The sequence below is a fragment of the Rhizobium sp. B21/90 genome (genome assembly GCF_019355815.1).
Taxonomy (GTDB): domain Bacteria; phylum Pseudomonadota; class Alphaproteobacteria; order Rhizobiales; family Rhizobiaceae; genus Rhizobium; species Rhizobium rhododendri.
Map to the genome: position 1 here is coordinate 1,975,965 of NZ_CP072162.1, position 24,598 is coordinate 2,000,562.

Annotated in this window: 23 protein-coding genes and 2 tRNA genes; 15 read left to right on the forward strand and 10 right to left on the reverse strand. The window is 62.2% G+C overall.

The window, feature by feature from the left end:
• Window positions 1-85 precede the first annotated feature (85 nt).
• The 4 genes from J5278_RS09370 to J5278_RS09385 all read left to right on the forward strand — a co-directional run bounded on the left by J5278_RS09370 (window position 86) and on the right by J5278_RS09385 (window position 5,267).
• Window positions 86-1,306, forward strand: a complete 1,221-nt coding sequence (locus J5278_RS09370; protein WP_142823025.1) for an LL-diaminopimelate aminotransferase — start codon at window positions 86-88, stop codon at window positions 1,304-1,306.
• Between the two features lie 53 nt (window positions 1,307-1,359).
• On the forward strand, window positions 1,360-2,685 hold the full coding sequence (locus J5278_RS09375; RefSeq protein WP_209183924.1) for a homoserine dehydrogenase: 1,326 nt from the start codon (window positions 1,360-1,362) through the stop codon (window positions 2,683-2,685).
• Window positions 2,686-2,802: 117 nt separating this feature from the next.
• Window positions 2,803-4,611 (forward strand): single-stranded-DNA-specific exonuclease RecJ, encoded by a 1,809-nt coding sequence (recJ, locus tag J5278_RS09380; protein ID WP_209183923.1) that lies wholly within the window; start codon window positions 2,803-2,805, stop codon window positions 4,609-4,611.
• Window positions 4,612-4,766: 155 nt separating this feature from the next.
• Window positions 4,767-5,267, forward strand: coding sequence for a hypothetical protein (locus J5278_RS09385; protein WP_219258268.1), 501 nt, complete (start codon window positions 4,767-4,769; stop codon window positions 5,265-5,267).
• 131 nt (window positions 5,268-5,398) lie between these two features.
• On the opposite strand, the gene J5278_RS09390 is transcribed toward J5278_RS09385, so the two are convergent.
• The 4 genes from J5278_RS09390 to gloA all read right to left on the reverse strand — a co-directional run bounded on the left by J5278_RS09390 (window position 5,399) and on the right by gloA (window position 7,518).
• Window positions 5,399-5,473 (reverse strand) — tRNA-Glu (locus J5278_RS09390).
• Between the two features lie 256 nt (window positions 5,474-5,729).
• Window positions 5,730-5,804: transfer RNA gene (locus tag J5278_RS09395), tRNA-Glu, on the reverse strand.
• Window positions 5,805-5,994: 190 nt separating this feature from the next.
• On the reverse strand, window positions 5,995-6,777 hold the full coding sequence (locus tag J5278_RS09400; protein WP_209183921.1) for a hypothetical protein: 783 nt from the start codon (window positions 6,775-6,777) through the stop codon (window positions 5,995-5,997).
• Between the two features lie 300 nt (window positions 6,778-7,077).
• Window positions 7,078-7,518, reverse strand: a complete 441-nt coding sequence (gene gloA, locus J5278_RS09405; protein ID WP_209183920.1) for a lactoylglutathione lyase — start codon at window positions 7,516-7,518, stop codon at window positions 7,078-7,080.
• Window positions 7,519-7,713: 195 nt separating this feature from the next.
• On the opposite strand from gloA, the gene J5278_RS09410 reads away from it, so the two are divergent.
• Entirely contained in the window at window positions 7,714-8,292 is a 579-nt protein-coding gene (locus J5278_RS09410) for a cold-shock protein (protein WP_142823021.1), read from the forward strand.
• The gene (locus tag J5278_RS09415; RefSeq protein WP_209183919.1) at window positions 8,292-8,792 is read left to right on the forward strand and encodes a DUF192 domain-containing protein; all 501 of its coding nucleotides are present in this window, start codon (window positions 8,292-8,294) and stop codon (window positions 8,790-8,792) included. The genes J5278_RS09410 and J5278_RS09415 overlap by 1 nt, the downstream gene beginning before the upstream one ends.
• 49 nt (window positions 8,793-8,841) lie before the next feature.
• Here the strand turns inward: J5278_RS09415 and J5278_RS09420 are convergent, their stop codons facing one another.
• A complete protein-coding gene (locus tag J5278_RS09420) occupies window positions 8,842-9,078 on the reverse strand; it encodes a hypothetical protein (protein WP_111221779.1) in 237 nt (78 codons plus the stop codon).
• A gap of 60 nt (window positions 9,079-9,138) precedes the next feature.
• The gene (locus tag J5278_RS09425) at window positions 9,139-10,392 is read right to left on the reverse strand and encodes an MFS transporter (RefSeq protein ID WP_209183918.1); all 1,254 of its coding nucleotides are present in this window, start codon (window positions 10,390-10,392) and stop codon (window positions 9,139-9,141) included.
• 288 nt (window positions 10,393-10,680) lie between these two features.
• Here J5278_RS09425 and J5278_RS09430 point away from each other — a divergent pair, with 288 nt between their 5' ends.
• Window positions 10,681-10,893 (forward strand): hypothetical protein, encoded by a 213-nt coding sequence (locus tag J5278_RS09430; protein WP_209183917.1) that lies wholly within the window; start codon window positions 10,681-10,683, stop codon window positions 10,891-10,893.
• Between the two features lie 50 nt (window positions 10,894-10,943).
• Here J5278_RS09430 and J5278_RS09435 read toward each other — a convergent pair whose 3' ends face one another.
• The 3 genes from J5278_RS09435 to J5278_RS09445 form a co-directional block, all read right to left on the reverse strand.
• On the reverse strand, window positions 10,944-11,849 hold the full coding sequence (locus tag J5278_RS09435; protein WP_209183916.1) for a S1C family serine protease: 906 nt from the start codon (window positions 11,847-11,849) through the stop codon (window positions 10,944-10,946).
• Between the two features lie 177 nt (window positions 11,850-12,026).
• The gene (locus J5278_RS09440; protein WP_209183915.1) at window positions 12,027-12,410 is read right to left on the reverse strand and encodes a response regulator; all 384 of its coding nucleotides are present in this window, start codon (window positions 12,408-12,410) and stop codon (window positions 12,027-12,029) included.
• 3 nt (window positions 12,411-12,413) lie between these two features.
• Window positions 12,414-14,438 carry a GAF domain-containing protein gene (locus tag J5278_RS09445; RefSeq protein ID WP_209183914.1) on the reverse strand — a complete coding sequence of 675 codons (2,025 nt, stop codon included), beginning with the start codon at window positions 14,436-14,438 and terminating at the stop codon, window positions 12,414-12,416.
• Window positions 14,439-14,706: 268 nt separating this feature from the next.
• Between J5278_RS09445 and J5278_RS09450 the strand changes: the two genes are divergently transcribed.
• The 5 genes from J5278_RS09450 (at window position 14,707) to J5278_RS09470 (ending at window position 20,835) form a co-directional block, all read left to right on the forward strand.
• A complete protein-coding gene (locus tag J5278_RS09450) occupies window positions 14,707-14,922 on the forward strand; it encodes a hypothetical protein (RefSeq protein ID WP_133255649.1) in 216 nt (71 codons plus the stop codon).
• A gap of 348 nt (window positions 14,923-15,270) precedes the next feature.
• Window positions 15,271-16,536, forward strand: a complete 1,266-nt coding sequence (locus tag J5278_RS09455) for an arsenic transporter (protein WP_374108267.1) — start codon at window positions 15,271-15,273, stop codon at window positions 16,534-16,536.
• 140 nt (window positions 16,537-16,676) lie between these two features.
• Window positions 16,677-18,314, forward strand: coding sequence for a DUF1800 family protein (locus J5278_RS09460; RefSeq protein WP_209183912.1), 1,638 nt, complete (start codon window positions 16,677-16,679; stop codon window positions 18,312-18,314).
• 10 nt (window positions 18,315-18,324) lie between these two features.
• The gene (locus tag J5278_RS09465) at window positions 18,325-19,491 is read left to right on the forward strand and encodes a DUF1501 domain-containing protein (RefSeq protein ID WP_209183911.1); all 1,167 of its coding nucleotides are present in this window, start codon (window positions 18,325-18,327) and stop codon (window positions 19,489-19,491) included.
• A 171-nt stretch (window positions 19,492-19,662) separates the two neighbouring features.
• Window positions 19,663-20,835, forward strand: a complete 1,173-nt coding sequence (locus J5278_RS09470) for an acyltransferase family protein (protein ID WP_209183910.1) — start codon at window positions 19,663-19,665, stop codon at window positions 20,833-20,835.
• A 12-nt stretch (window positions 20,836-20,847) separates the two neighbouring features.
• Here J5278_RS09470 and J5278_RS09475 read toward each other — a convergent pair whose 3' ends face one another.
• Window positions 20,848-21,240, reverse strand: coding sequence for an acyl-CoA thioesterase (locus J5278_RS09475; RefSeq protein WP_111221789.1), 393 nt, complete (start codon window positions 21,238-21,240; stop codon window positions 20,848-20,850).
• A gap of 189 nt (window positions 21,241-21,429) precedes the next feature.
• Between J5278_RS09475 and J5278_RS09480 the strand changes: the two genes are divergently transcribed.
• From J5278_RS09480 to J5278_RS09490, 3 genes are all read left to right on the forward strand, one after another.
• On the forward strand, window positions 21,430-22,665 hold the full coding sequence (locus tag J5278_RS09480) for an extensin family protein (RefSeq protein ID WP_209183909.1): 1,236 nt from the start codon (window positions 21,430-21,432) through the stop codon (window positions 22,663-22,665).
• Window positions 22,666-22,828: 163 nt separating this feature from the next.
• Window positions 22,829-23,755 (forward strand): ABC transporter ATP-binding protein, encoded by a 927-nt coding sequence (locus tag J5278_RS09485; RefSeq protein WP_209183908.1) that lies wholly within the window; start codon window positions 22,829-22,831, stop codon window positions 23,753-23,755.
• Window positions 23,752-24,513: an ABC transporter permease gene (locus J5278_RS09490; RefSeq protein WP_209183907.1), complete on the forward strand. Its 762-nt coding sequence runs from the start codon at window positions 23,752-23,754 to the stop codon at window positions 24,511-24,513. The genes J5278_RS09485 and J5278_RS09490 overlap by 4 nt, the downstream gene beginning before the upstream one ends.
• The last annotated feature ends 85 nt before the right edge of the window (window positions 24,514-24,598 follow it).

Sequence of the window (24,598 nt, forward strand, 5' to 3'; positions counted from 1 at the left end):
GCGATCCTGAGGTTCGTATCGCGGCTACCCGGAGACACACGAACTTCATTGCCGCCTCGATCACCGCCGTCCCATGGGGAAAGAAATGGAAGAGTTTCATAAAGTCCGTCGCCTGCCGCCGTACGTCTTCGAACAGGTCAACCGTTTGAAGGCCAGCGCACGAGCGGGCGGTGCCGACATTATCGATCTCGGCATGGGCAACCCCGATCTGCCGACACCGCAGTCGATCGTCGACAAGCTCTGCGAAGCCGTCCAGGATCCGCGTACCCATCGCTACTCTTCGTCGAAGGGTATCCCGGGGCTGCGCCGTGCGCAGGCCGGCTATTATGCCCGTCGTTTCGGCGTCAAGCTCAACCCGGATACGCAGGTCGTGGCGACGCTCGGCTCGAAGGAGGGCTTTGCCAACATGGCCCAGGCGATCACCGCGCCCGGCGACGTGATCCTCTGCCCGAACCCGACCTATCCGATCCATGCCTTCGGCTTCCTGATGGCGGGCGGCGTTATTCGCTCGATGTCGGTCGAGCCGGACGAAAGCTTCTTTCCGCCGCTGGAGCGGGCCGTCAAGCACTCGATCCCGAAGCCGATCGCGCTGATCCTCAACTATCCGTCCAATCCGACCGCCTATGTCGCGACGCTGGATTTCTACAAGGACGTCATCGCCTTCGCCAAGAAGCACGACATCATCGTTCTGTCGGATCTCGCCTATTCGGAAATCTATTTTGACGACAACGCCCCGCCGCCTTCGGTCCTCGAAGTGCCCGGCGCTATCGATGTCGCCGTCGAGTTCACCTCGATGTCGAAGACCTTCTCCATGCCCGGCTGGCGCATGGGTTTTGCCGTCGGCAACGAGCGCCTGGTTGCAGCGCTGACGCGTGTGAAATCCTACCTCGACTACGGCGCATTCACGCCGATCCAGGTGGCGGCGACCCATGCGCTGAACGGCGACGGCTCCGACATTGCCGAGGTGCGCTCGATCTACAAACGCCGCCGCGACGTGCTGGTCGATAGCTTTGGCAAGGCCGGCTTCGAAATTCCACCACCGGCCGCAACGATGTTCGCCTGGGCAAAGATCCCCGAGAAGTTTCGCCATCTCGGCAGCCTGGAGTTCTCCAAGCTGCTGGTCGAGAAGGCCGACATCGCGGTTGCGCCCGGCATCGGTTTCGGCGAGATGGGTGACGACTATGTCCGCATCGCGCTGGTGGAAAACGAACACCGCATCCGACAGGCGGCGCGCAATCTGAAACGCTTTCTATCGACGGCAGACGAGACCATGCACAACGTGATCTCGCTCAACGCCCACCGCTAACTTCAAGGGCAGCCGCCATGCGGCTGCCGCTTCGTGACATATCAGGATCGATCATGGCAGATGCCCTCAAAATCGGCATTGCGGGCTTGGGCACCGTTGGTGCCTCGCTTGTCCGTATCATTCAGAGCCGCAGCGCCGAGCTCACGGCCACCTGCGGCCGCCCGATCAGGATCGTCGCCGTCTCGGCGCGGGATCGCAGCAAGGATCGCGGCATCGATCTTGATGGCGTCGAGTGGTTCGACGGTCCGGTCGATCTCGCGCACAAAGCCGATATCGATGTCTTTGTCGAATTGATCGGCGGTTCCGAGGGCGCGGCCAATGCATCGGTGCGCGCGGCGCTGGCTCGCGGTCTGCATGTGGTTACCGCCAACAAGGCGCTGCTCGCCTATCACGGCGTCGAATTTGCCGAGATCGCCGAGGAGAAGGGCACGCTGCTGAACTTCGAAGCGGCCGTCGCCGGCGGCATTCCGGTCATCAAGGCCTTGCGCGAGTCGCTCACGGGCAACACCATTTCGCGCATCTACGGCATCATGAATGGCACCTGCAATTACATCCTGACACGGATGGAGAAGGAAGGCCTGTCATTTGCGGATTGCCTGAAGGAAGCCCAGCGGCTCGGCTATGCCGAGGCTGACCCGGCCTTCGACATCGACGGCAACGACACGGCGCACAAGCTGGCGATCCTGACGACGCTCGCCTTCGGCAACCGGCTTGCCGCCGACGATATCTATCTCGAGGGCATCTCCAACATCTCCATCGAGGATATCCGCGCGGCTGCCGATCTCGGCTACCGGATCAAGCTGCTCGGCGTTGCCCAGCGCACCGAGACCGGCATCGAGCAGCGCGTCCATCCGACCATGGTGCCGCTCGATTCGGTCATTGCCCAGGTCGACGGCGTGACCAATGCGGTGGCCATCGAATCCGATATTCTCGGCGAACTGCTGATGGTCGGCCCAGGCGCCGGCGGCAATGCCACGGCATCGGCCGTGCTCGGCGACATCGCCGACATCGCCAAGAGCCAGCCCGGCACGCAGCGCGTTCCCGTGCTTGGCCATCCCGCCAAGTCGCTCGAGCCTTACCGCAAGGCGCAGATGCAAAGCCACGAGGGCGGCTATTTCATTCGCCTCAGCGTGCAGGACCGCACCGGCGTGTTTGCCAGCATTGCCGGCCACATGGCGGAAAACCATATTTCGCTGGAATCGATCGTCCAGCGCTCCAAGCAGCACGTCTCGCCCTCCGACCAGCAGACCATCATACTCGTCACCCATGCGACCATGGAGGATTCGGTGCGCAAGGCGGTGGCGGCGATCAAGACCGATGGCTATCTGGTCGGCGAACCGCAGGTCATCCGCATCGAGCGTCCGAAGCACGAGCAGTGAGGCAACCGCAATTTCCGTGGACGCGCCTCCTGCTTGCGATAATCTGCACCGAAAGCACGCGAAGCCGCTCCCTGATGGCGGGCTTCGGCGGATGAAAGAACGGATCCGGCCAATCTGATGGGACCGATCAAAGCGGCAGACCCGGTACAGCGGGCATTTCTGGGGGTGGAACGTTCGGCCGGCGGTAACCGCTGGGTATCGCGGCTCGACCAAGCGGGCCAGAACCGGGCGCTGGCGATGGCCCAGACCCACGGCATGGCCGACCTGATTGCCCGCGTGCTTGCCGGCCGTGGCGTCGGTCTCGACGAGGCTATGGCCTTTCTCGACCCCACTATCCGCGGCCTTATGCCCGACCCGCACCGGCTGACGGATTGCGAGAAGGCGGCCGAGCGGCTGCTGCAGGCGGTCAAGACCGGCGAGAGTGTCTCTGTATTCGGCGACTACGATGTCGACGGTGCAGCCTCCTCGGCGCTGATGTACAAATTCCTGCGGCACTTCGACGTGCCCGCGACCATCTATATCCCCGACCGGATCTTCGAAGGCTACGGCCCGAACCCGACAGCCATCAACCAGCTGATCGACAACGGTGCCCGGCTGATCGTCACCGTCGACTGCGGCTCGACCAGCTTTGAATCGCTCGACGCTGCCAAGGCGCGGAACATCGACGTCGTCGTCATCGACCACCATCAGGTCGGCGACGCGCTGCCGCATTGCCATGCGCTGGTCAATCCGAACCGGGAGGACGATCTGTCGGGGCAGGGGCATCTCTGCGCTGCCGGCGTGGTCTTCCTGGTGCTGGTGGCGACGTTGCGGCTGCTGCGCCAGTCCGGCGATCTCCGGGCCGGCAATATCGACCTGCTGGCATGGCTCGATATCGTAGCGCTCGCCACCGTCTGCGACGTGGTGCCGCTGAAGGGGCTGAACCGCGCCTATGTGGTCAAGGGCCTGCTGGCCGCTCGCCATCAGTCCAATCCGGGGCTGGCGGCGCTGTTCCGCAAGGCCGGGCTCGGCGGACCCGTTACGCCCTACCATTTCGGCTTCATGATCGGCCCGCGCATCAACGCCGGCGGACGTATCGGCGATGCCGCGCTCGGTAGCCGGCTACTGACATTGGAGGATGCATCGGAAGCCGACGTCATTGCCGAGAAGCTCGACGAGCTCAACCGCGAGCGCCAGGCGATGGAAGCCGTCATGCTGAAGGAGGCCGAGGCGGAAGCGCTGGCCGAATATGGCAACGGCGAGGGCGCCGCCGTCATCGTCACTGCCCATGACAACTGGCATCCGGGCATCGTCGGGCTGATATCGTCGCGGCTGAAGGATTCGTTCCGCCGACCGGCCTTCGCCATCGCCTTTGATTCGCAGGGCAAGGGTACCGGCTCCGGCCGTTCGATCAGCGGCTTCGACATGGGCAAGATGGTGCGCGCCGCCGTCGATGCCGGGCTGCTCGTCAAGGGCGGCGGTCATGCGATGGCTGCCGGCCTGACGGTCGAACGCGCCAATCTCGGCAAGCTGCGGACATTCTTTGCCGAGCGGGCCGAAAAACAGGTGTTCGGGCTCGTCGCCGATTCGACGTTGAAGATCGACGGGGCGCTCGGGGCGAGCGGCGCAACGGTCGAACTGGTCGATCAACTGGAGACGGCGGGCCCCTTTGGCTCCGGCCACCCGCAGCCGATCTTTGCCATCCCCAGCCATCGCCTGCGCGATTCGCGACTGGTCGGGCAGAACCATATCAAGGTGACGCTGGAAGCGATGGATGGCGGCCGTCTGGAAGGCATTGCGTTCCGCGCCGCGGAAACGCCGCTCGGCGACCTGCTGCTCGGCTCTCGCGGGGCACAGCTGCACGTCGCGGGAACGCTGGGTGCCGACCACTGGCAAGGCGCCCGCCGCGTCCAGCTCCGGGTCACGGATGCCGCCAAGGCGCCGTGACGCAGGTTGCCTGCCGCGAGGCAGCGGTACTGTTGGGATCGACAGAGTTGGTGTTAAGTGAAATTGGCGATGAGAAGTCGCTCAATATCATCGATAGCGACCGGAACAACACTACACTATAGCTTATGTCTGCTCGAGCGGATCGGAAGTAAACGATGTCGGTGGATGAAAAGAATTTTGACTTAAAGGTCAGAGCAGCTGAAAGAGCTCATGACAATCTCCAAAAGCAAGCAGAGACTTGTTTGGGCCAAATTGAGGCCTTCTCCATCGCCGCGATGCGGGCTCCGGCTCTTGCTTCAGCTGGAGGCATTGCAGCAGCGCTTGCGTTTTATAGCACTAACCACCAGTTGATTTCAAAATCCGAAATCGCTGCACAGGCGTTTGCGAACATTCTATTGTGGCTCCTGATCGCTTTGTTGATCACGATATTGGCGCCAGCTTTGGCATACTTCAGTCAGCTCGCCTATCTCAATCAAACCTTCCACCAGACAAAGTCATTCGAACCACCTTTCGTAATTCCAAGTCGCAAAAGCGACATGTTTGCACGAACGGGAAATTTTTTTAGGTGGTCATGTGTAATTGCAGTTGTGGCATCAATTATATGCACCGCATGCGGAGGATATTGTCTAACTCGTTTGATCACGGCTATGTCCTAAAGTTACATATATTTCAGGACATATCGGCGAGTTTTCGCTCATTTCTGCTGCGGCAGCAACGGCACCTAAAGGCGCCATAGCAGCCAAATTAAGTGAAAACGCAAAATCATCATTTGGTAAGGGAAAAGCAGTGGTACGCCCTAGGGGAGTCGAACCCCTCTTTACAGAATGAAAATCTGTCGTCCTAACCGATAGACGAAGGGCGCAATCACTGTGGCGCCCTTATAGTCAGGCCATTCCGATCCCGCAAGCGCAAAATCGTCATAAATCCACAATGAAAAGCGGATTTTTGAGAGGCGTTTGAAGGCCCGCGATTTGCCATGCGTAACAGGCCTCGGGGACATGAGCGCTCGTTGCGGCAAGATAATCCGATGTTCTGACGGCAAGGGCGATCACCAGAAAACAAGTGCTCACAGCTGCCGCCATGGCAAACATTGGTCATCACTGAAAAGGAAGAACAAGTGGTACGCCCTAGGGGAGTCGAACCCCTCTTTACAGAATGAAAATCTGTCGTCCTAACCGATAGACGAAGGGCGCATAACTTGTGGCGCCCTTATAGGGGGGCGTTTCAGATCCTGCAAGCCGGGAATTTGTTTTTTCCCGAAAAAAATCGAGCTCTATATTGTCGTTCCGGCATGAAGCGATTAACGGGCGGAAACAGCGGGTTGCAGGGGCTTTCGGATGTCGTTGCAGGTGTGCGGGGCGCAGGCTTTGACCGGGCAGCAGGCTACTTCAGCGAGGCTTCCATGCCCGGCGTCAAGGTCACGCCCGGTGGTAGGGTAACGCCTTGCGGCAGGGTCAGGCCGGAGGAGGACGGCGGCATCATCGAGTTTGCAGGAGTGCTCTTGCCGCCCGACGCAAGATTGCGCGCCATCATCAGCGCTTCCTGGCTATCGAGATGCCTGCCCTTCGAACCAGGGGCCGGCAACACGTGGGAAGGTGTTGCGTCCGCAGTCGGTCGGGTCGCGGAGGCAGATGCCATCCTGGGCGCACTCTGGGGCATCGCATTCGAGGACTGGCCGGATGGCGGCGCCATCATGGGCTGCTGTTGCTGCGGCTGTGGCTGCGTCTGCTGCATCGCGCTTCCCGGTGGCAGGGCGTAAACGTTGCGCAAGGCCGGCGCCGCATAGGCCGAGACGGGTGCCAGCGTGCCGTCTGGGTTGACGGCGATGGGTGGCGGGGCCGCGTATATGCTGGATCGGTTGGCATTGACCGCCGTCGGCTGGGTGATCAGGCCGCCGATATTGGCGGGCTCGGTCGGCGCCTGTGATGCGGGCATCGGCGCGTTGGGGAACAGGCCGGTCGCTGATTGCTGGGCTACCGTCTGCTGGCCTGAGCCGGTGCGGACCTGCGGGTCGCGATATGTGCCCGGTTTCTGGCCCTGTGCCTGCGCCTTGGCGTTCAGTTCTGCGGCGAGTTGTTCGCCCGGCGTCCGCATGACCACTTCCGGCGCGGGTTCGGCCGCATCGGCGACCTGCTGTTCCTTGGCTTTCCTGGCCGAGGTCGTCATGCATCCCGACAACATCGCGAGGCATAACGCGGCTGTCGTCGCGCGGAGCAGGAACTGTCTGCTTGAAGTCGTCTGCACTGTGCCCAAAGGATCGGTCCCCCGCGTTGGCTCTCGAGAAGCACCGCTGTCCAGGAGGGACGACGCCGTGGATCCGCCGGCGGGAGAGAGACAAGGCCGCGACGATTCGATGCGTGATGCTTCGATAGCCGGACCATGCTGGCGCGCTTGCCCGTCGGCAAGGGCGAAGATGGCTTGCAGGTCGTCATTCGACTTTCCTGCAAGCCTCGGGAAAGCCTGGGGCTACCAGACGCCCGTGTTGGTCATCGAAGCCCAGGGCTCAGCGCTCGGCAGGTTGTCGCCCTTCTGGAGAATCTCGATGGAAATGCCGTCCGGCGAGCGCACGAAGGCCATGTGACCGTCGCGGGGCGGACGGTTGATGATGACGCCTGCATCCATCAGTTTCTGGCATGTCGCATAGATGTCGTCGACCTCATAGGCGAGGTGACCGAAGTTGCGGCCGCCGTCGTAGTCCTCGGTGTCCCAGTTGTAGGTGAGCTCGAGGCAGGGCGACATATGCGTGCCGGCATGGTCGAGATCGTCGCGGGCTGCGAGAAACACCAGGGTGAACCGCCCCTTCTCGTTCTCGTAGCGACGGATTTCCGTCATGCCGAACAGCGTCGTGTAAAAGTGCAGCGCGGCGTCGAGATCCTTCACCCGGACCATCGTGTGGAGATAACGCATTCTATTTCCTTTCTAATGTGAATGGGTCCAGTCTTATCTGTACCAACGCCAGCCCCAGGCAAGTGTAGCGGCTCAAATCAGCGTCAGGGAATAAACAAAACAGGACTTGCGCTTTTCCGTTACCAAGATGTTAATCTTGATTTCGAGAATCAGTTAACCGTAACAGCGTAACGTGTATCCAAGGGGCTGGCGAAGATGGGTGACAGGACTTCATCGACTGAAATTGCCGACTTTGAGGATCTGGCGGGTGAAGCCGTCGATCTCATCGAGATCACCGGGCTGGTCAAGTGGTTCGACGTTGCCAAGGGCTTCGGTTTCATCATTCCGGACAATGGCATGCAGGACGTGCTGCTGCACGTGACGTGCCTGCGCCGCGACGGCTACCAGACGATCCTCGAGGGAACGCGGATTGTCGCGCTGATCCAGCGCCGCGAGCGTGGCTACCAGGCCTTCAAGATCCTTTCGATGGACCAGTCGACCGCGCTGCACCCTTCGCAGATGCCGGCAGCCCGCACCCATGTCCAGGTCACCGCCACCAGCGGTCTCGAGCGTGCTATCGTCAAATGGTTCAACCGTACCAAGGGTTTTGGCTTTCTGACGCGAGGCGAGGGGACGGAGGACATCTTCGTCCACATGGAAACCTTGCGCCGTTTCGGCCTCACCGAGCTTCGGCCGGGACAGGTGGTGCTTGTACGCTTCGGACCGGGCGACAAGGGCATGATGGCAGCTGAAATCCATCCGGATACGCCAAGCCCGGTAGGCAGGTCGCACTGATGGCCATGCGTCTCGCATCTCTCCTGAAAAGCGCCCCTCTGGCGCTTTTTTTGGCTTTCTCCGGTCATGCAGCAACAGCCGATGCCGCAGATGTCGTCAAGCAGGCGCCGCATTTTGCGAGCGAGACGCTGACGATCACCGGCAAGACGGGCACAGCGCATACGTTCACCGTAGAGGTTGCCGTCAGCGGTCCACAGCGCGAATACGGCCTGATGTTTCGTCGCCAGATGGCTGCCGACCACGGCATGCTGTTCGATTTCGACAAGGCGCAGCATGTGCAGATGTGGATGGAAAATACCGTCCTGCCGCTCGACATGCTGTTCGTCGACACGGCAGGCGGTGTGACGCATATTGTCGAGAACGCCGTGCCCTATTCGCAGACGATCATCGATTCCGGCGGGCCGGTGAAATACGTGATCGAACTGAACGGCGGCATCGTGAAGAAGCTCGGCCTTGCCGTCGGCGACAAGGTTTCAAGCCCGACGATTGCCAAGCGCTGAGGCGATAGATGCGCCGCGCGATACGACGCATCCGGATTAATGCAACAGATTACGGGTTGAGTTCGGCGATGTCACCGTGCTTTGCCAGCAGGCGCGGCGAGGTCATGTCACCGGTCTCCTCGTCGACGGTGACGGCATAGGCGGCAACGCCGACGAATCGCTCAGACATGGCAGCCGCGATCTTTTCCGCGCTGGCGGCGTTGGAAGCCTGGCGCATTTCGCCGGGAGCCAGGCCATTGCGGACCTTCTTGTATGGAATGATGATGAATTTTTCCGCCGCCATGATGTATGCCCTTTAATTTGTTCTCAAAATGTTCTTGTTGGCCTGCGAAGTCAAGGGCGAGGGCTATGCGGTGGCGCCGTCTGTCACTCCACGGCGGTCCCGTGTTTCCGGCGCAATGCTGTGGCGACCGTAGATGAAGATCGCGAGAGCAATCGCCGCAACGCCGCCATGCACCCAATAGGCCAGCGGGTAGCCGCCCTCCGATGTCAGCCAGCCGGCGACGACGTTGCTGAGCGAGGCGCCGATGCCCTGCACCGTCATGACGGCGGCAAGGCCGACGTTGAAGCGCCCGCTACCGGACAGGATGCGCTCCGCAGCGATGGGCGTGGCGATGCCGATCAGCCCGGCGCCGATGCCGTCCAGCACCTGGACCGGGAAGATGACGGCGAATTCGTGGAAACTGCCGGCGATGGCGCCGCGAATGGGGAGGGCGCAGAGAGCAAGGATGAATACCGTGGCAAGGCCGAAGCGACGGATCAGAAACGGTGCGGCAAGCGCCATGACGATCATCGACAGCTGCGAGACGCCCGTGGTGATGGCTGTTGTCCGGAAGGGGGTGCCGAGCTGCAGAGAGAAGTCCTGGGCAATCAGGCGGCTGATCGGCGCATTGCCGAAATGGAAGACCAGCAATGTCACCGCCAGCAGCACTAGCCCCTTGGTGCCGATGAGAACGTTGTACCCGGAGGGCTGGTCCTTGCCGTCGCCGTCTTCCGAGCCGAGGCCACGGGCAACCCTGTTGTCGATCTTGTCCGGGTCGATCGCCAGCACCGCGATGATGGTTGCTACCGCCGTGACGACCATCAGCACGATGATGCCTGTGAGGCCGAAGAACACCGAGGCTGCATAGACGCCGGCGAGCGATACGACGTTGCCGGCGTGGTTCCAGAACTCGTTGCGCGACACCTGGCGTGAAAACGCCCTCTGGCCGACCAGACCGAGCGTCAGTCCCATCAGCGCCGGGCCGACGACGGCACCGACGACGGCGGTGGCCGACTGGCCGCCGAACACCGAAAAATCACCGGGACTGACCAGCGTCCACACGGCGGCTGCATTGATCAGCACGACGGGCAGGATGATCAGCATTCGCTTGTGGCTGGATGCATCCACCCAGGCGCCGAACAGCGGCGTTGCCACCATGCCGAGGATGCCGCCGAGGGTGGCTATGAACCCCAGCGTCATCGGGCTCCAGCCGTTGGTCGCAAGGAACCCATCGAGAAAGGGCCCGAGCCCATCGCGGGCATCTGCGAGGAAAAAATTGAGAAACGCCAGCGCCACGAGCGAACGGCCGGAGAGGCCGGTTTTCGATGATGTCTGCATTCGCACCTCCGGATGGGCCGTGGCTGCACCAGCCGATGGCGTTGATAGCTCAAGAGTTCCAGCGAATTATATATTTGCTGTCTCTTGTAAAGCGGCAACCAACACACGGTAGAAATAATGGTTCCCTGCTGATCTCATTTTACAGGCGGCCACAGCCGCAGGGTCACGGAGGCGGCAAACAAAGTGAACCCAAAAATGGGCCCCAGAATGACACACGGATAGGTTATATGGTCTGATATCAAGTCAACGGGACTTCACATTCAATCCGTTTCGCGTCATGGTAGAGTAATGGATAGTCAAATTTCGCCCAAAACCACAGAAGAAGACCACGAACGCGCGACCGATTGCGCGAGCGCGATGGAGATCGCTTTTGCGCGCCTCGTTGCCGAGGCAAGTGCAGCTGGCTGGCGTGAGATGGAAGTGGCGGTCATTCTCGCCGACATCGCCGACGACCATGTCCTGCGGCTCGCCAAGAAATCCAGGCGTGGAAAATTCAACTGACGAAAACGATGTCGGCAGCGGTTCGGTGATCGCTGCCGACGTTTATCTGCCTATTGCATCTGCGGCTTCTTGAGAAAGCTGCCGCGATCCGCGGATTTTACACGCAGCCAGGCTTCGCGGCCGTCGCGCAGCACGCGCATCGGGATCTCGGCGCCAGCCGGTCCGCTCTTCCAGACCTGACGGTAGAAATCTGCCAGCCCATCGACTTCCGCATCGCGGATTTCCGAGATGATGTCGCCGGGACGCAGGCCTGCTTCCGCAGCCGGTCCGCCTGGAGCCACATTCATCACCACGACTTCACCGTTGTTCTCTGCCGAAAAAGCGCCCAGCCACGGACGTGGGGGCTTGTCGATCTGGCCGCGGTTCAGCAGGTCGTCGAGTATCGGCTCCAGGAGGTTGATCGGCACGACCATGTTGATATCGGCGACCTTGCCGCCTTGGCTCATCTGCAGCCGCAGAGAGCCGATGCCGAGCAGTTTGCCGTGTTCGTCGATCAGGGCAGCACCGCCCCAGGACGGGTGGGCCGGCGAGATGAAGATCGCTTCCTCGAGGAGATATTCCCAGTAGCCGGCGAATTCCTGCTTGGCGACGATTTTCGACGACACCGCATTGCCGAGGCCATCTGCGAGCACGACCGCATCTCCGAGCTGCGTGGCGGTCGCATCGCCGATCGGCAGAGCCGGTACGTCGAGGGGGCCGAGCGCCTGGACGAGCCCGAAGCCGGTCTCCTGATCGAAGGCGAGGGCGTGCGCCGGGACGACCTTGCCATCCCTGCGCGTCAACCAGACTTCTTCCGCCTCGGTGATGAGATAGCCGATCGTCAGCACCAGGCCGTTGTCGCGAATGACGACGCCGCTGCCCTCGCGGATGGTTCCAAGCGTCGAGGCGGTGAAGGCGTCCTCGGCAATGCTGGAGCGTAGGGCGACTATGGATGGCAGGAGTTTTTCAATTGGCACGGGCTTATCCTCGCGGCAGTCTGTTGGTCGGGGGAGCACGAGGACGCTGCGCGGTCGGTCAGATCCCGGACCTTAAGGTATGAAGGAGCAATGCCTGCTGCAAGAGCCCGCTGCCGGTTTGTGACACGGCGCCATGTCTGAATGATAATGGTGCGGGCACACCACTGGCGGCTGAGACTAGTAGACGCGGGCCGCCAGAGCGTGCAGCGTCGCGGTAAGCTTGGTCGTGTCGTAGGGCTTTGAGAAGAAGATGCTGCGTGCCGGCATTATGACCTCTTCGGCAGTGGCATGGCCGGAGGTGATGATAATGTCGATCGGAGGCCAGCGGTCGCGGATGGCGGCGGCAAGCAACATCCCATTCATGCTACCTGGCATGTCGATATCCGTAAAAACGATGCGGATGTCGGTCCTGGTTTCGAGGATATGCACCGCCTCGTCTGCATCGGTCGCCTCGATCACTTCGAAGCCGGCCCGCTCAACCAGATCTGCCGCCATCATCCGCAAAAGCGGTTCATCCTTGACGACGAGAACGATTTTCTTGGTCGGCGATGTCTCTGCCATCTGTCAGTTCGCCCTTTGGAGCTGTGAAAGCGCGGCGGTCATTTCGACCGAGTAGCCCAGGCTTGAGTAACTCTGCGTAACGCCGCCTGTTCCCATGAAGCCGCGTTTAATCAGCCTTGAACCAAAACCGGTGCGTGTAGGCTCTGTCACCGGCGGGCCGCCACTCTCCGTCCACCGCATCGTCAGCACGCGGTTGCCGTTGCTCTCAAGCACCTGCCACTCGACCGCGACACGGCCGTCCTCGTTCGAAAGGGCACCGTACTTCATGGCGTTGGTCACCAGCTCGTGGAACAGCAGCGACACCGACAGAGTGCTGCGCGGACCGAAATTGATGGACGGCCCGTGCACGTCGATCCGCTCGGTGACACCGAGGGTTTCGGCAGTCCGCATGAGGACTGCGCCGATGTCCGCCCCGTCGCTGTCCTGGGTGATAAGCGAATCGTGGGCGGAGCTAAGTGCGTATAGCCGGCGCTCGAAATTGCGAACATGCTCCTGCTCGATGATCGGCCGCAAGGTCTGCGAGGCGATCGCCTGGACCATCGCGAATGTGTTCTTCAGGCGATGGCCGATTTCGCGGTTCAGCACATCCTGGTCGGATTCCGCCTGGAGCCTGGCGATAGCAAGATGCATGCGGTCGCCAAAACTGCGCACGAAGTCGATTTCCTGCTGCGTCCACTCGTGCGGTCTGTCGTGGTGGACGAAGACGGCCAGCTTGAACTGTCCGTGGTCGAAGACCGGCAGGTTGACGAGGACATGGATGCCGATATCGAGCAGCGCTTGTGCCCTGTGGCGGGTACGCGGGTCGGTCGCGACATCGGTGACGATAACCGTCTGACCTGCCTTCAGCTCATCGACGAAATCGCCGTAGTCGCGGAAATGGTGGAGACCGGCGAGGCTGGCAACGCCGGGCGCTCGCCATTCCGGCTGGATCATCAGGGTTTCGGCGACGACGTCGACCAGCCCGAAACCGGCACGGCTGGCGTCCAGCGCCTTGGCCATCAGGTCGGAGGCTGCCAGCGCCATCGATTCGATGTCGTCGAGTTCGCGCAGCCGGTCGCCGAGATCGAGCAGCGCCTGGACGCGCGCCGCATCCCGCTTCAGCGACGTGACGTCCTGGACCATGCCGAACATGGTGATCGGCTTGCCGTCGGCGTCGTACTGGTACTTGGCGTGGCGGGAGATCCATCGCGTCCCGTGGTTTGCCGTCTGGATGCGGTATTCGACTTCGACAGGCGCTGCCCCATTCCTGCGGGTCGCCTCGTTCGACTGTATATGGCGGTCTTCCGGCACGACCATCGACTCGAACAGCGAGGTCGGATGGACGTCGGCGGGGGGCACGTCGAAGATGCGGCAGAACTCGTCGGAGGCGCGCACCTGGCTTGTGGCAATATCGATTTCGAAGGTGCCGATGCGTCCGGCCTGCTGGGCGGCGACGTTCTTGTTGGCGCTGTTGCGGATGCTGGCGGCGAGACGTTTCTGGCGCTGGAAGAGTTCGTCCTTGCGGTGGGATACGCGCCGCGTTTCCATGAAGGCGACCACCTGGCGCGCCAGTGCCCGCAGCAGGTTCTGCTGGTTTTCATCCAGCCCTTCCGGGCGTGGCACCGTATCGATGACGCAGAGCGTGCCGATCACCGCGCCACCGGGCACGATCAGCGGCGCTCCGGCATAGAAGCGGATGAATGGCGATTGGGTGACGAGTGTATTGTGCCGGGTGCGGGGATCGACGGTGAGGTCGGGAATGATCAGCAGTTCCGGCGACGTCAGCGCATGGGCGCACACCGACTGGTCGATCGGCGTTTCGCCGGGCTCGAAACCGATCCGTGCCTTGAACCACTGCCTATCGGCCTCGACGAGGCTGACCAGCGATACCGGGGTATTGCAGACGGTAGAGGCGATGTAGACGATATCGTCGAATTCCGGCTCGGGCGCGGTATCCAGGATGTCGTAGGCCTCCAGCGCTTCCAGGCGGCGGAGATGATCCAGGTCGATCGCATCGAACGGCGTACGGATGGGTGTGTCATCGCTCATCGTCAGCTCAGTTCCAGTTCAACGCAATCGAAAGTATGGATGCCGAATAGTATAAAAGATGGCAACGAGATTGCCAGCCGGTTATTGCCCATGAATGATTATCCGCAGCGCTATCGATTGACCTTGGAGGCCGCTTAGTGTTGATTGCGCTTATATAGTTAGGTCTGTTCGTTACCGCACGGAACGGCAGGCAAGTCAATTGGATAGCGGCCGGGGTGATGATTTTCATGCCCCGGTTTGGCTGTGAGCAGAACGCGGAGACCGACCCATGACCGACGCGCCGACAAAAAGACCAACCGCGATAACCAAGATCGACGCGACCAACGAGGCGGCCTACACGCTGATCGACGCGCGCGACAGCGCCCGCGAAGCCAAGACCACGCGCCTGCGCGCCCTTCGCCTTGCCAAGGAAGAAGAGGACGCCAAGGCCGCCGCCGCAGCGGCGCCCAAGAAAAAGCCGGCAAAGAAAAAAGCTGCGGAGTAATCGCCTTACCCAGCGCAGGCCTTTTTGTTTGATCCCGGGTGAAAGTCCTTGGCGCGGACCATCCGTGAGGTCGACAGGGCGGCTTTTCGTTCGCTGCGGCTGATTTGTACGCGACCCACTCCGGGACGCGGCCGGCACCTCCCACATGCCTGAATGAACCCGGTGTCCGGCAGTCTTCACGACTTTGGTCCGCTGCCGTGGTGATCCGGGGAGGGCGCTTAACGTAGAGGGTCGGCGCTGCCGGCACCGTTGTCCGGCCCGACGCCAACTATGACATTCAACACAATGATTTGGTCGGGAAACCAGGAGGCAAGACATGCAGGCAGCTCTAAGGACGGGCCCGAGCCTATGATGAGCCACGCCGTTCCCCTGACGTGGGGCATCGCCGCCCTGACCGCGCTTGGCGTCATCACGCGCCCGTTTCGCTGGCCTGAAGCCATATGGGCCGTTGCCGGCGCCGTGCTGCTGGTTGCCCTCGGGCTACTAACGCTGCCGGAGGCATGGGAGGGCGTCGGCAAGGGGCTCGACGTCTACCTGTTCCTGGTCGGCATGATGCTGCTCTCCGAACTTGCCCGCCGCGAAGGGCTGTTCGACTGGCTGGCCGCCATCGCCACCAGTCGCGCGAAAGGGTCGCCGGTCCGGTTGTTCGCACTCATCTATATCGTCGGCACCGTCGTCACCGTGTTCCTGTCCAATGACGCGACCGCCGTGGTGCTGACGCCGGCCGTCTACGCCGCGACCAAGGCCGCCAAGGTCAAGGAGCCGCTGCCCTACCTGTTCATCTGCGCGTTCATCGCCAATGCTGCAAGCTTCGTGCTGCCGATCTCCAATCCCGCCAATCTGGTGATTTTCGGGGGCGGTCACATGCCGCCGCTCGGGCGCTGGCTTGCGACCTTTGCGCTGCCCTCGATCGCGGCCGTCGTCTCCACCTATGTGCTGCTCTACTGGACGCAGCGCCGCGTGCTGTTGCAGGACAGCGTCGCCAGCAATGTCGAGGCGCCGCATCTGACGCCGACCGCAAAGCTTGCCGGTGCCGGTCTCGTCGTCACCGCGCTGATCCTGATCGGCGCCTCGGCATTCGGTCTCGACCTCGGACTGCCGACTTTCGTTTGCGGTCTCGTGACGGCAGCGCTGATCGTGGTCGTCGGCCGGGAGAGCCCGATGGAGACATTGCGCGCGATGTCTTGGAGCGTGTTGCCGCTGGTGGGAGGGCTTTTCGTCGTCGTCCAGGCGCTGGAGAAGACCGGGCTGACCAAGATACTGGCCGACCAGCTTTCGGCCGGCGCCGCCTCGGCACCGGGACAGACGGCGGCGGTTGCCGGCGTTGCCGTCGCCTTCCTTGCCAATCTCGTCAATAACCTGCCGGCAGGCCTCGTTGCGGGCGGTGCGGTCCAGGCGGCGCATGCCTCCGATACCATATCCGGGGCGATCCTGATCGGCGTCGATCTCGGCCCCAACCTGTCGGTGACCGGCTCGCTGGCGACCATCCTGTGGCTGACGGCACTCCGGCGCGAAGGGCTGCAGGTCGGAGCCTTTGCCTTCCTGAAACTCGGCGTCGTGGTGATGGTGCCGGCGCTGCTTCTGTCGCTGCTCGCCTTGATCGTCCTGCATTAACATCCGGACAGGTTCGTCCACGTCCGGTTACATCTTGTCCATGTCTGGAAAAAGCCGCATTTTCCGAACATTCCGGACGCAATTGGCTGGCAGCCTGTCACTCGTTCTTGATCCCCGAATGAACGATAACGGTGGCAGGCATGAGCATTTCTTTTCAGACAATGGCAGCGTTGCGGTTTGGCACCGGTCTTCGGCCGGGCGAACCGCCACCTGCCGACAAGCAAGCCCTTCTCGCGCAGATCAGGGACGGTAGCACCAGCCCGCCGCTGTTTCCCGTCGGCGGGTTCGATGCCCGTCGCAAGGCGGTGGCCGATGTCGCCGACCAGCTGCAGGCGATCCGCAAGGGAAACGATCCCGATGAGACCAAACGGGCGCGGGAGAATGCGGTCTACCACCGCCTCGACGCCATCTACCAGCGCGACGCCGACGCGCGCATCGCCCAGGCGGTGTTCTCGCCGAATGGCTTCTACGAGCGGCTGGCAAGCTTCTGGGTCAACCATTTTTCCGTCAGCGCCCAGAAGACCCAGCAGATGCGTTTGATCGTGCCGCTCTTCGAGGCCGAGGCGATCCGTCCGAATATCGGTGCACCGTTTCCCGTGCTTCTGAAAGCGGTGACGCGCCATCCGGCGATGCTGATCTATCTCGACCAGTCGCAATCGCTCGGACCGAACTCGCCCGCCGGCCTGAAACAGAAAAAGGGTCTCAACGAAAATCTCGCGCGTGAACTGATCGAACTGCACACGCTCGGTGCGGGCAGCGGCTACACCCAGGCGGACGTGCGCTCGGCCGCCATGGTGCTGACCGGTATCGCGCTCGACCGGCAGGCGGTGTCGGTGGATTTCAAGCCGGGCATGTCGGAGCCCGGCAGCCATGACGTGCTGGGCGTGACCTATGGCGGCAAGGTCCGTCGCGAGGGCGACTATCTGGCCATGCTCGACGATCTCGCGCTTCATTCAAAGACCGCCCAGCATATCTGTCGCAAGCTGGTCGCGCATTTTATCGCCGACCAGCCGCCGCAAGCGATGATCGACGTCATGGTCGATTGCTGGAAGAACACCAAGGGCGACCTGACCGCCGTCTATGCCACCATGCTCGACCATCCCGATGCCTGGAGCGGCGAGGGTGCCAAGGCGCGTGCGCCGTTCGATTTCGTCGTCGCCGGCCTGCGCGCCCTCAATATGCCGCGCAATCCAGTGGCCGTCAGCCCACCGCCGCAAAGCCTCGAAGTCGCCGATGCAACGCCACCGGCAGCAGCAGCTGCCGCGACGATGGCGCCATCGGTCACTCCGGCCGTTGCGCCTGCGCCAGCCAATGCAGGCGCGCCGGTCGCTACAGCCGGTGCGGCGACCATGGCCAACACCATGAGCGGCGGCGGCACAGGTGCACAGATGTCACCGCCCGGCGATATGGCGGCCGATGCCGAGGCGCAGCGGCGCAAGCAGGAGCAGGCGGCCTTCGACGCGACCCTCTATGTGCCGCGGGGCCTCGGGCTCTATGCCCTTCGCCGCATGGGTGAGCCGGTGTGGGAGCCGCCGAGCCCTGCGGGCTTTCCCGACAGTTTCGATGCCTGGATCAATGCCAGCGCCCTGTCGGAGCGGCTCGCCTGGGCCCGCCGTGCCGCCGGCCGCTACGGCAAGCAGGACGATCCGCGCGAGTTCCTCAAGACGACGCTCGCCGATGCGGCGCGAGACGACACCATCCGTGTCGTCTCGCAGGCACCCAACCGGATGACGGGGCTGACACTGGTGCTCGCCTCGCCCGACTTCAACCGACGCTAGGAGCAGGATCATGTCCCTTTCCCGCCGCAGCTTTCTCGCCTCCGCCTGCTGCCTCGCCGCAGCGCCCGTGTTCACGCCGATAAGCTTTGCCGCGATGCCGGGCGACAACCGGTTCGTCACCATCGTCCTGCGCGGTGCCATGGACGGGCTGGACCTTGTTCAGCCCTATGGCGACGCGTCTTTTGCGGGACTGCGACCGGATATCGCCATCAGGCCGGACCAGGGCCTTCTCGACCTCGACGGCTTTTTCGGGCTTCATCCCGCAGCCGCCGGGCTGATGCCGATGTGGAAGGCGAGGGAACTGGCGTTCATCCACGCGGTCTCGACCCCCTACCGCAATGCGCGCAGCCATTTCGACGGCCAGGACATGCTGGAATCGGGCGGCGATCATGTGGCGGAGGAAAAGACCGGCTGGCTGAACCGGGCGCTCGCAGTGATACCGCGCTCGACGGCGCGCAAGGCGATCGACATCAATACCTCGACGGAACTCATTCTCTCCGGGCCGAACATCGCCGATGTCTGGGCTTCGGATTCGACGCTCGGGACGGGGGGCGACGAGGCGCAGTTCCTGAAGCGCCTCTATGCCAACGACCCGGCCTTCGCCAAGGCCATGGAGGAGGCGACGCGGGCAGACCAGTCGGCCGAGATGGGCATGCCGCCCGGCGCCAAGCGGGGCGAACAGATCGCCGATATCGCTGGGCTGGCGGCTAAGATGCTGCGCGGCGACTATCGGATCGCCAGCTTCTCGATCAACGGCTGGGACACGCATGTCCAGCAGGCAAGCCAGTTCAAGAAGGCGGCCGGAGACCTGACACAGGCGATCGTAACGCTGAAAGATACGATGGGGCCGGACGTCTGGAAAACGACGGTGGTGCTGGCGATGACCGAATTCGGCCGTACCGTCCGCCAGAACGGCTCCGGGGGAACGGACCACGGCACCGGCGGATGCTGTCTGCTTGCCGGCGGCGCGATCGAAGGCGGCAAGGTGCTCGGCAAATGGCCGGGTATCGGCGACCAGCAACTGCTCGACGACCGGGACCTGATGCCGACGGCCGACGTCCGCGAAGTCGCTGCGGCCATGCTCTACAAGCAGTTCGACGTGCCGCCCGGCGATCTTAACGCCAAGATCTTTCACGGGCTGGATTTCAGCAAGGGCTCGCAGTTCCTGAGGGTGTGAGTATTGCCTCTGTCGGTATAACGGGAGAGGCTGCGGTGCGGCCTCCCGGATGCAATCCGAGATGGCACCCGTTACGATTTAATTAACTTCTCATGCTTACCTTGGATTGTGAATTGTCGGGTGCCTGGACGCTCGCGGTTGTGTCAGTCTTTTTGACGCTTGGGGGCGGGCATGGGAAGGAATGGGCAGGCACAGCGCCGACACGATATCGACGTGATCCGCGTCGTGCTTTTCGCGCTTCTGATGGTCTATCATACCGCACTTATCTTCGGGACGAGGTCTTGGCTGCTGCAGGCCAGCACTCCGAACCGGGCCTTCGATCTGCTGCTGCTTGCCTTGCATCCGTGGCGCCTCGGCCTGCTGTTTCTCGTGTCCGGGATATCGACAGCAGCGCTCGCCAAGCGGCTTGCGCCTGCCGATATCCGCAAAAAGCGCTCGCTCCAGCTCATTCCGCCCTTGCTGCTCGGCATCTTCGTGCTGGTGCCGCCGCAGATCTACCTCGCGCTCAAGGCTGCGTCGGCGACGGACCTTCCCTATCTGGATTTTTGGGGGATCTATCTCCAGTTCGGCACCATCATGGTCCAGGATGGCCAGGCGGTCTCGCTGGTCAGCCTTCAACACCTCTGGTTCATTGGCTATCTCTGGCTCTATACGGTCGTCCTGACCCTGGGCCTGGCGTTTCTGCGCGGCTGGCTTTCGCCTCTGACCGCAGGTCTCAGGCGCCTGGTGGAGGGGCGTGGCCTGCTTGTCTGGCCGATCCTTTATCTGGCGGTTCTGCGCCTCACCCTTTTCCCGATCTTCGGCGAGACGATGGAGGTGGGCTCGGACTGGTACGCCCACATCGTCTATTTCTCGCTTTTCGCATTTGGCTATGTGATTGCCGAGGACGAGAAATTCTGGGCGACCGCGGTCCGCTACCGAAAGCATGCGGCGCTTGTCGCTATCGTTTCGCTGGTAATCCTGGCTTGCCTGCTGGTGGCCTATCCGCCGGGCGCCCGCAGCTTCGGGGTGGCTGTGATACACCGCGTCGGGCGATCGATCTTCCAGTGGTCGGCGATGGTGGCGATACTCGGCTACGGTCGCGCCCTGATCACCCGGCCTCACCCGGTGATCACCTACCTCAACAGGTCGGTGCTGACCTGCTACGTGCTGCACCAGACGGTGTTGATCGCCTTTGCCTACTGGTGGATGCGAAATTTCGGGCTCGACACCGGTTCGTTCTTTTTGATCGTTGTTGCGACGATCGCCTTTTGCCTTGCGCTTTACGAGGTCCAGCGGCAGATAACCCGGCTGGTGAAGGCCAGGTTCACCCCTGTTTTTCCGACACAGTTGCCCCTGGCGTGAGGTGGCCTCCCGTCATTCCTCCGCCGGCGGAACGGCTTTCGGCTTTCCGTCATCGGCGAGTGCCACCATGATGAAGGTGCCTTCGGTTACCTTTTCCATCTTCTGGTAGCGCGACCGCTGTGCCCAGGCTTCGATCAGCAGGGTGATGGAGGTTGTTCCGACGCGGGTGATGTGGGTGTAGATGCTCAGCGTATCGCCGATCTTTACCGGCAGCTGGAAGGCCATTTCCTTGACGGCGGCGGTGACGACGCGGCCCTTGGCGCGCTCTGCGGCGCGGATGCCGCTTGCCAGATCCATCTGCGCCATGACCCAGCCGCCGAAGATGTCGCCGGCCGGATTGGCGTCGGCGGGCATCGCCAGGGTGCGCAGCGTCAGTTCGCCCAGCGGCTTGGCGGTGTCGTTCATGTCGGCTTCTCCTGTCGGGCCTAATCTATATGATGCACCGTAAGGCAAACGCCGCCGTTTGCAAAAGGGCCGGTGCCATGTTTTCGCGGCCATTTCGCGGGCGTTCGCGCCGCTAAGCTTTCATTCACCAATTTTGCTTAAATTTGTAGACGATTGCCGATCGATTGCGGCGTCGGAAGTGGTGTGTGTATGGCGTATTTTCCCTTTCTGCGGCGGGCATTGCTGCCCGTTTTGCTATCGTCGACACTGATTGCCTGTTCTGCCGACAGCCTTGTCCCGCCGTCGGGCATCGACAACAAGACGCGTGTCGGTTCGATCCAGCCGCGTCGCTCCGTACCGACGAATGCACCGAGCCAATACACCTACCAGAGCACGACAACGCCGGTGAGCTCGGCCTCTGTCGACTACCTCGATACGCCGAACCTTGCCGATGTCGGCCATGTCAGCGGCAGGCAGTCTGCGATCCAGTCGCCGGATGCGATGGTGGCGCCGCAATCCACCGGCTTGGCATCGCAGCATTCCGTCCAGAATTCCTCTCCGGTGCCTGCCGAAGGGATCAACATGGACGCCGAGCTCGGTGTCGGTGGCACCCCGCAACGGGTCGTCGGGCTGGCCGAGGAGGAAGAGCAGAACATCGCCGAGGGCCAGTCCGACGAGCCGGTTGTCAGTGGCATCGGCACGGACAATCCCGTTCAGGCGAACCGGCCTGTGCTGCGCACCAGCGCCCAGACGCAGATCTCGCAATCGACCGCGCCACGGCTGCAGGGGCAGCAGGTGGCGATGTTGCCGCGTGTGGAAAATCCGATGACCACCACGGAGCCGCAGTACGAGGCGCCGCAAGCGCCACCGCCCATGTCGGCCGGCATGCCCAATTCCGAATTGCAGTGCCGTCAGCAGCTGCGCCAGATGGGCGTCGTCTTCCAGGACAAGCCGGCGATCTCGCAAGGACCAGCCTGCCAGGTTCCCTATCCGGTGTCGCTGCGCGGCCTCTCCGGCAACATCGCCGTCCGGCCGGCGGTGACGCTGAACTGCCAGGTGACACTGGCCTTTGCCAAATGGGTCAAGAACGAACTGGCTCCCTCGGCGCGGCTGCGCTACCTTTCCGGGATCGGCACCATCATCCCGCTCGGCGGCTATTCCTGCCGGCGGATGAACAACAGCGCGCAACGCTACAACCCGATGTCGGAGCATGCGCACGGGAACGCCATCGATGTGGGCAAGTTCGTGCTGAAGAATGGCCACGCCATCGATATCCGGAAAAAGGGGCTGTTTTCCTTCCGCGAAGGCGCGTTGCTGAAGGCGGTGCGCACCGACAGCTGCAACTATTTCGACACCGTCATGGGCCCCGGCAGCAATCCGGAGCACTGGAACCATTTTCACTTCGACCTTCGCGAGAGGAAGGGCGGACGGAGGTACTGCAACTGAGAAGGATGCCGCTGCGGATGGCAGCGACCGGCAACTCAGCCCTGTAACGGGTCATCTCTGCTGCCGAATAGATTGTTCGCCGGGCGCGCTCTGGCAAAACTCCGGTTCGAGGTTATATAGCGGGCTATTGCCGCAAAAATAATCAAAGAGCCCCATCTCGCCCATGCCCCCGATCGTCTCCATCCGCAATCTCACCAAAGTCTATGACAACGGATTTCAAGCACTGAAGGGGATCGATCTCGATATCCAGAGGGGCGAGATCCTGGCCTTGCTCGGGCCGAACGGCGCCGGCAAGACGACGATGATTTCCATCGTCTGCGGCATTGCCAACCCAAGCGGCGGGACGGTGCTCGTCGACGGTCACGATGTCGTCAAGGATTTTCGCGCGACGCGGTCGATGATCGGGCTGGTGCCGCAGGAACTGACCACCGACCAGTTCGAGACCGTCTTCAACACGGTGAGCTTTTCGCGCGGCCTCTACGGCAAGAAGGCCAACGCCGCCCATATCGAAAAGGTGCTGCGCGACCTGTCGCTGTGGGACAAGCGCGACAACATGCTGCGCGAGCTCTCCGGCGGCATGAAGCGCCGGGTGCTGATTGCCAAGGCGCTGAGCCACGAGCCGCAGATCCTGTTTCTCGACGAGCCCACCGCCGGCGTCGACGTGACGCTGCGCAAGGACATGTGGCAGGTGGTCGAAAAGCTCCGCCAGACGGGCGTCACCATCATTCTCACCACCCACTATATCGAGGAAGCCGAGGAGATCGCCGATCGCGTCGGGGTCATCAATGGCGGCAAGCTGCTGCTGGTCGAGGACAAGACGGCGCTGATGGCCAAGCTCGGCCGAAAGCAGCTCATCCTCGACCTCGACACGCCGCTCGCCGTCCTTCCACCCAGCCTCGAAGGCCGTGGGCTGACAATCGGCGAGGGTGGCTTGTCGCTCATCCACGAGCTCGATGCCGAAAACGGGCACGGCAACATCGCCGGGCTGCTGACCGACCTTGCCGCTGCCGGTATTGCCTTCAAGGACCTCTCGACGCGGCAAAGCTCGCTCGAGGATATTTTCGTCCAGCTTGTCGGAGACGATCAATGAATTTCGAGGCCGTCAAAGCCATCTACATGTTCGAAATGGCCCGCACGCGTCGCACGCTGCTGCAAAGCGTGGTGTCGCCCGTCATCTCGACGTCGCTCTACTTCATCGTCTTCGGTGCGGCCGTCGGATCGCGCATCCAGGAGGTCGAGGGCATCTCCTATGGTGCCTTCATCACGCCCGGCCTGATCATGCTGACGTTGCTCAGCCAGTGCATCACCAACGGCTCGTTCGGCATCTACTTCCCGAAATTCGTCGGCACCATCTACGAGGTGCTGTCGGCGCCGGTGGCGATGACCGAGATCGTGCTCGGCTATGTCGGGGCGGCGGCCACCAAGGGAATGCTGATCGGCGCGATCATCCTGTTGACGGCGAATTTCTTCGTGCACGTCACCATCCAGCATCCTTTCATGATGGTGCTGTTCTTCGTGCTGACGGCGGTGACGTTCAGCCTGTTTGGCTTCATCATCGGCATCTGGGCGAAGAATTTCGAGCAGCTCAATCTCATCCCGATGCTGGTCGTGCCACCGCTGACCTTTCTCGGCGGGAGCTTCTATTCGATCGGCATGCTGCCGCCCTTCTGGCAGGCTGTCAGCCATTTCAATCCGGTGCTCTACCTCGTCAGCGGTTTCCGCTGGAGTTTTTACGGGATCGCCGACGTCAACCCGCTGGTCAGCCTCGGCATGGTGCTGTTCTTCCTGGCGATCTGTCTGGCCACCGTCTACTGGATCTTCAGAACGGGCTATCGGCTGCGCAACTAGGCCTTTCCACCGCCCACGCGCCCTCCGTCGCAAAGCCGATACAAAAGCCGTCTACCTAAAGCGGTCTTGCAACGGCATGGGCTGG

What these genes read in the sequence shown, in the direction of transcription:
- J5278_RS09370 (WP_142823025.1), top strand. Translation starts at nt 86, where the DNA reads ATGGAAGAGTTTCATAAAGTCCGTCGCCTGCCGCCGTACGTCTTCGAA.
- J5278_RS09375 (WP_209183924.1), top strand. Translation starts at nt 1,360, where the DNA reads ATGGCAGATGCCCTCAAAATCGGCATTGCGGGCTTGGGCACCGTTGGT.
- recJ (WP_209183923.1), top strand. Translation starts at nt 2,803, where the DNA reads ATGGGACCGATCAAAGCGGCAGACCCGGTACAGCGGGCATTTCTGGGG.
- J5278_RS09385 (WP_219258268.1), top strand. Translation starts at nt 4,767, where the DNA reads ATGTCGGTGGATGAAAAGAATTTTGACTTAAAGGTCAGAGCAGCTGAA.
- J5278_RS09400 (WP_209183921.1), bottom strand. Translation starts at nt 6,777, where the DNA reads ATGACGACCTCGGCCAGGAAAGCCAAGGAACAGCAGGTCGCCGATGCG.
- gloA (WP_209183920.1), bottom strand. Translation starts at nt 7,518, where the DNA reads ATGCGTTATCTCCACACGATGGTCCGGGTGAAGGATCTCGACGCCGCG.
- J5278_RS09410 (WP_142823021.1), top strand. Translation starts at nt 7,714, where the DNA reads ATGGGTGACAGGACTTCATCGACTGAAATTGCCGACTTTGAGGATCTG.
- J5278_RS09415 (WP_209183919.1), top strand. Translation starts at nt 8,292, where the DNA reads ATGGCCATGCGTCTCGCATCTCTCCTGAAAAGCGCCCCTCTGGCGCTT.
- J5278_RS09425 (WP_209183918.1), bottom strand. Translation starts at nt 10,392, where the DNA reads ATGCAGACATCATCGAAAACCGGCCTCTCCGGCCGTTCGCTCGTGGCG.
- J5278_RS09430 (WP_209183917.1), top strand. Translation starts at nt 10,681, where the DNA reads ATGGATAGTCAAATTTCGCCCAAAACCACAGAAGAAGACCACGAACGC.
- J5278_RS09440 (WP_209183915.1), bottom strand. Translation starts at nt 12,410, where the DNA reads ATGGCAGAGACATCGCCGACCAAGAAAATCGTTCTCGTCGTCAAGGAT.
- J5278_RS09445 (WP_209183914.1), bottom strand. Translation starts at nt 14,438, where the DNA reads ATGAGCGATGACACACCCATCCGTACGCCGTTCGATGCGATCGACCTG.
- J5278_RS09450 (WP_133255649.1), top strand. Translation starts at nt 14,707, where the DNA reads ATGACCGACGCGCCGACAAAAAGACCAACCGCGATAACCAAGATCGAC.
- J5278_RS09455 (WP_374108267.1), top strand. Translation starts at nt 15,271, where the DNA reads ATGATGAGCCACGCCGTTCCCCTGACGTGGGGCATCGCCGCCCTGACC.
- J5278_RS09460 (WP_209183912.1), top strand. Translation starts at nt 16,677, where the DNA reads ATGAGCATTTCTTTTCAGACAATGGCAGCGTTGCGGTTTGGCACCGGT.
- J5278_RS09465 (WP_209183911.1), top strand. Translation starts at nt 18,325, where the DNA reads ATGTCCCTTTCCCGCCGCAGCTTTCTCGCCTCCGCCTGCTGCCTCGCC.
- J5278_RS09470 (WP_209183910.1), top strand. Translation starts at nt 19,663, where the DNA reads ATGGGAAGGAATGGGCAGGCACAGCGCCGACACGATATCGACGTGATC.
- J5278_RS09475 (WP_111221789.1), bottom strand. Translation starts at nt 21,240, where the DNA reads ATGAACGACACCGCCAAGCCGCTGGGCGAACTGACGCTGCGCACCCTG.
- J5278_RS09480 (WP_209183909.1), top strand. Translation starts at nt 21,430, where the DNA reads ATGGCGTATTTTCCCTTTCTGCGGCGGGCATTGCTGCCCGTTTTGCTA.
- J5278_RS09485 (WP_209183908.1), top strand. Translation starts at nt 22,829, where the DNA reads ATGCCCCCGATCGTCTCCATCCGCAATCTCACCAAAGTCTATGACAAC.
- J5278_RS09490 (WP_209183907.1), top strand. Translation starts at nt 23,752, where the DNA reads ATGAATTTCGAGGCCGTCAAAGCCATCTACATGTTCGAAATGGCCCGC.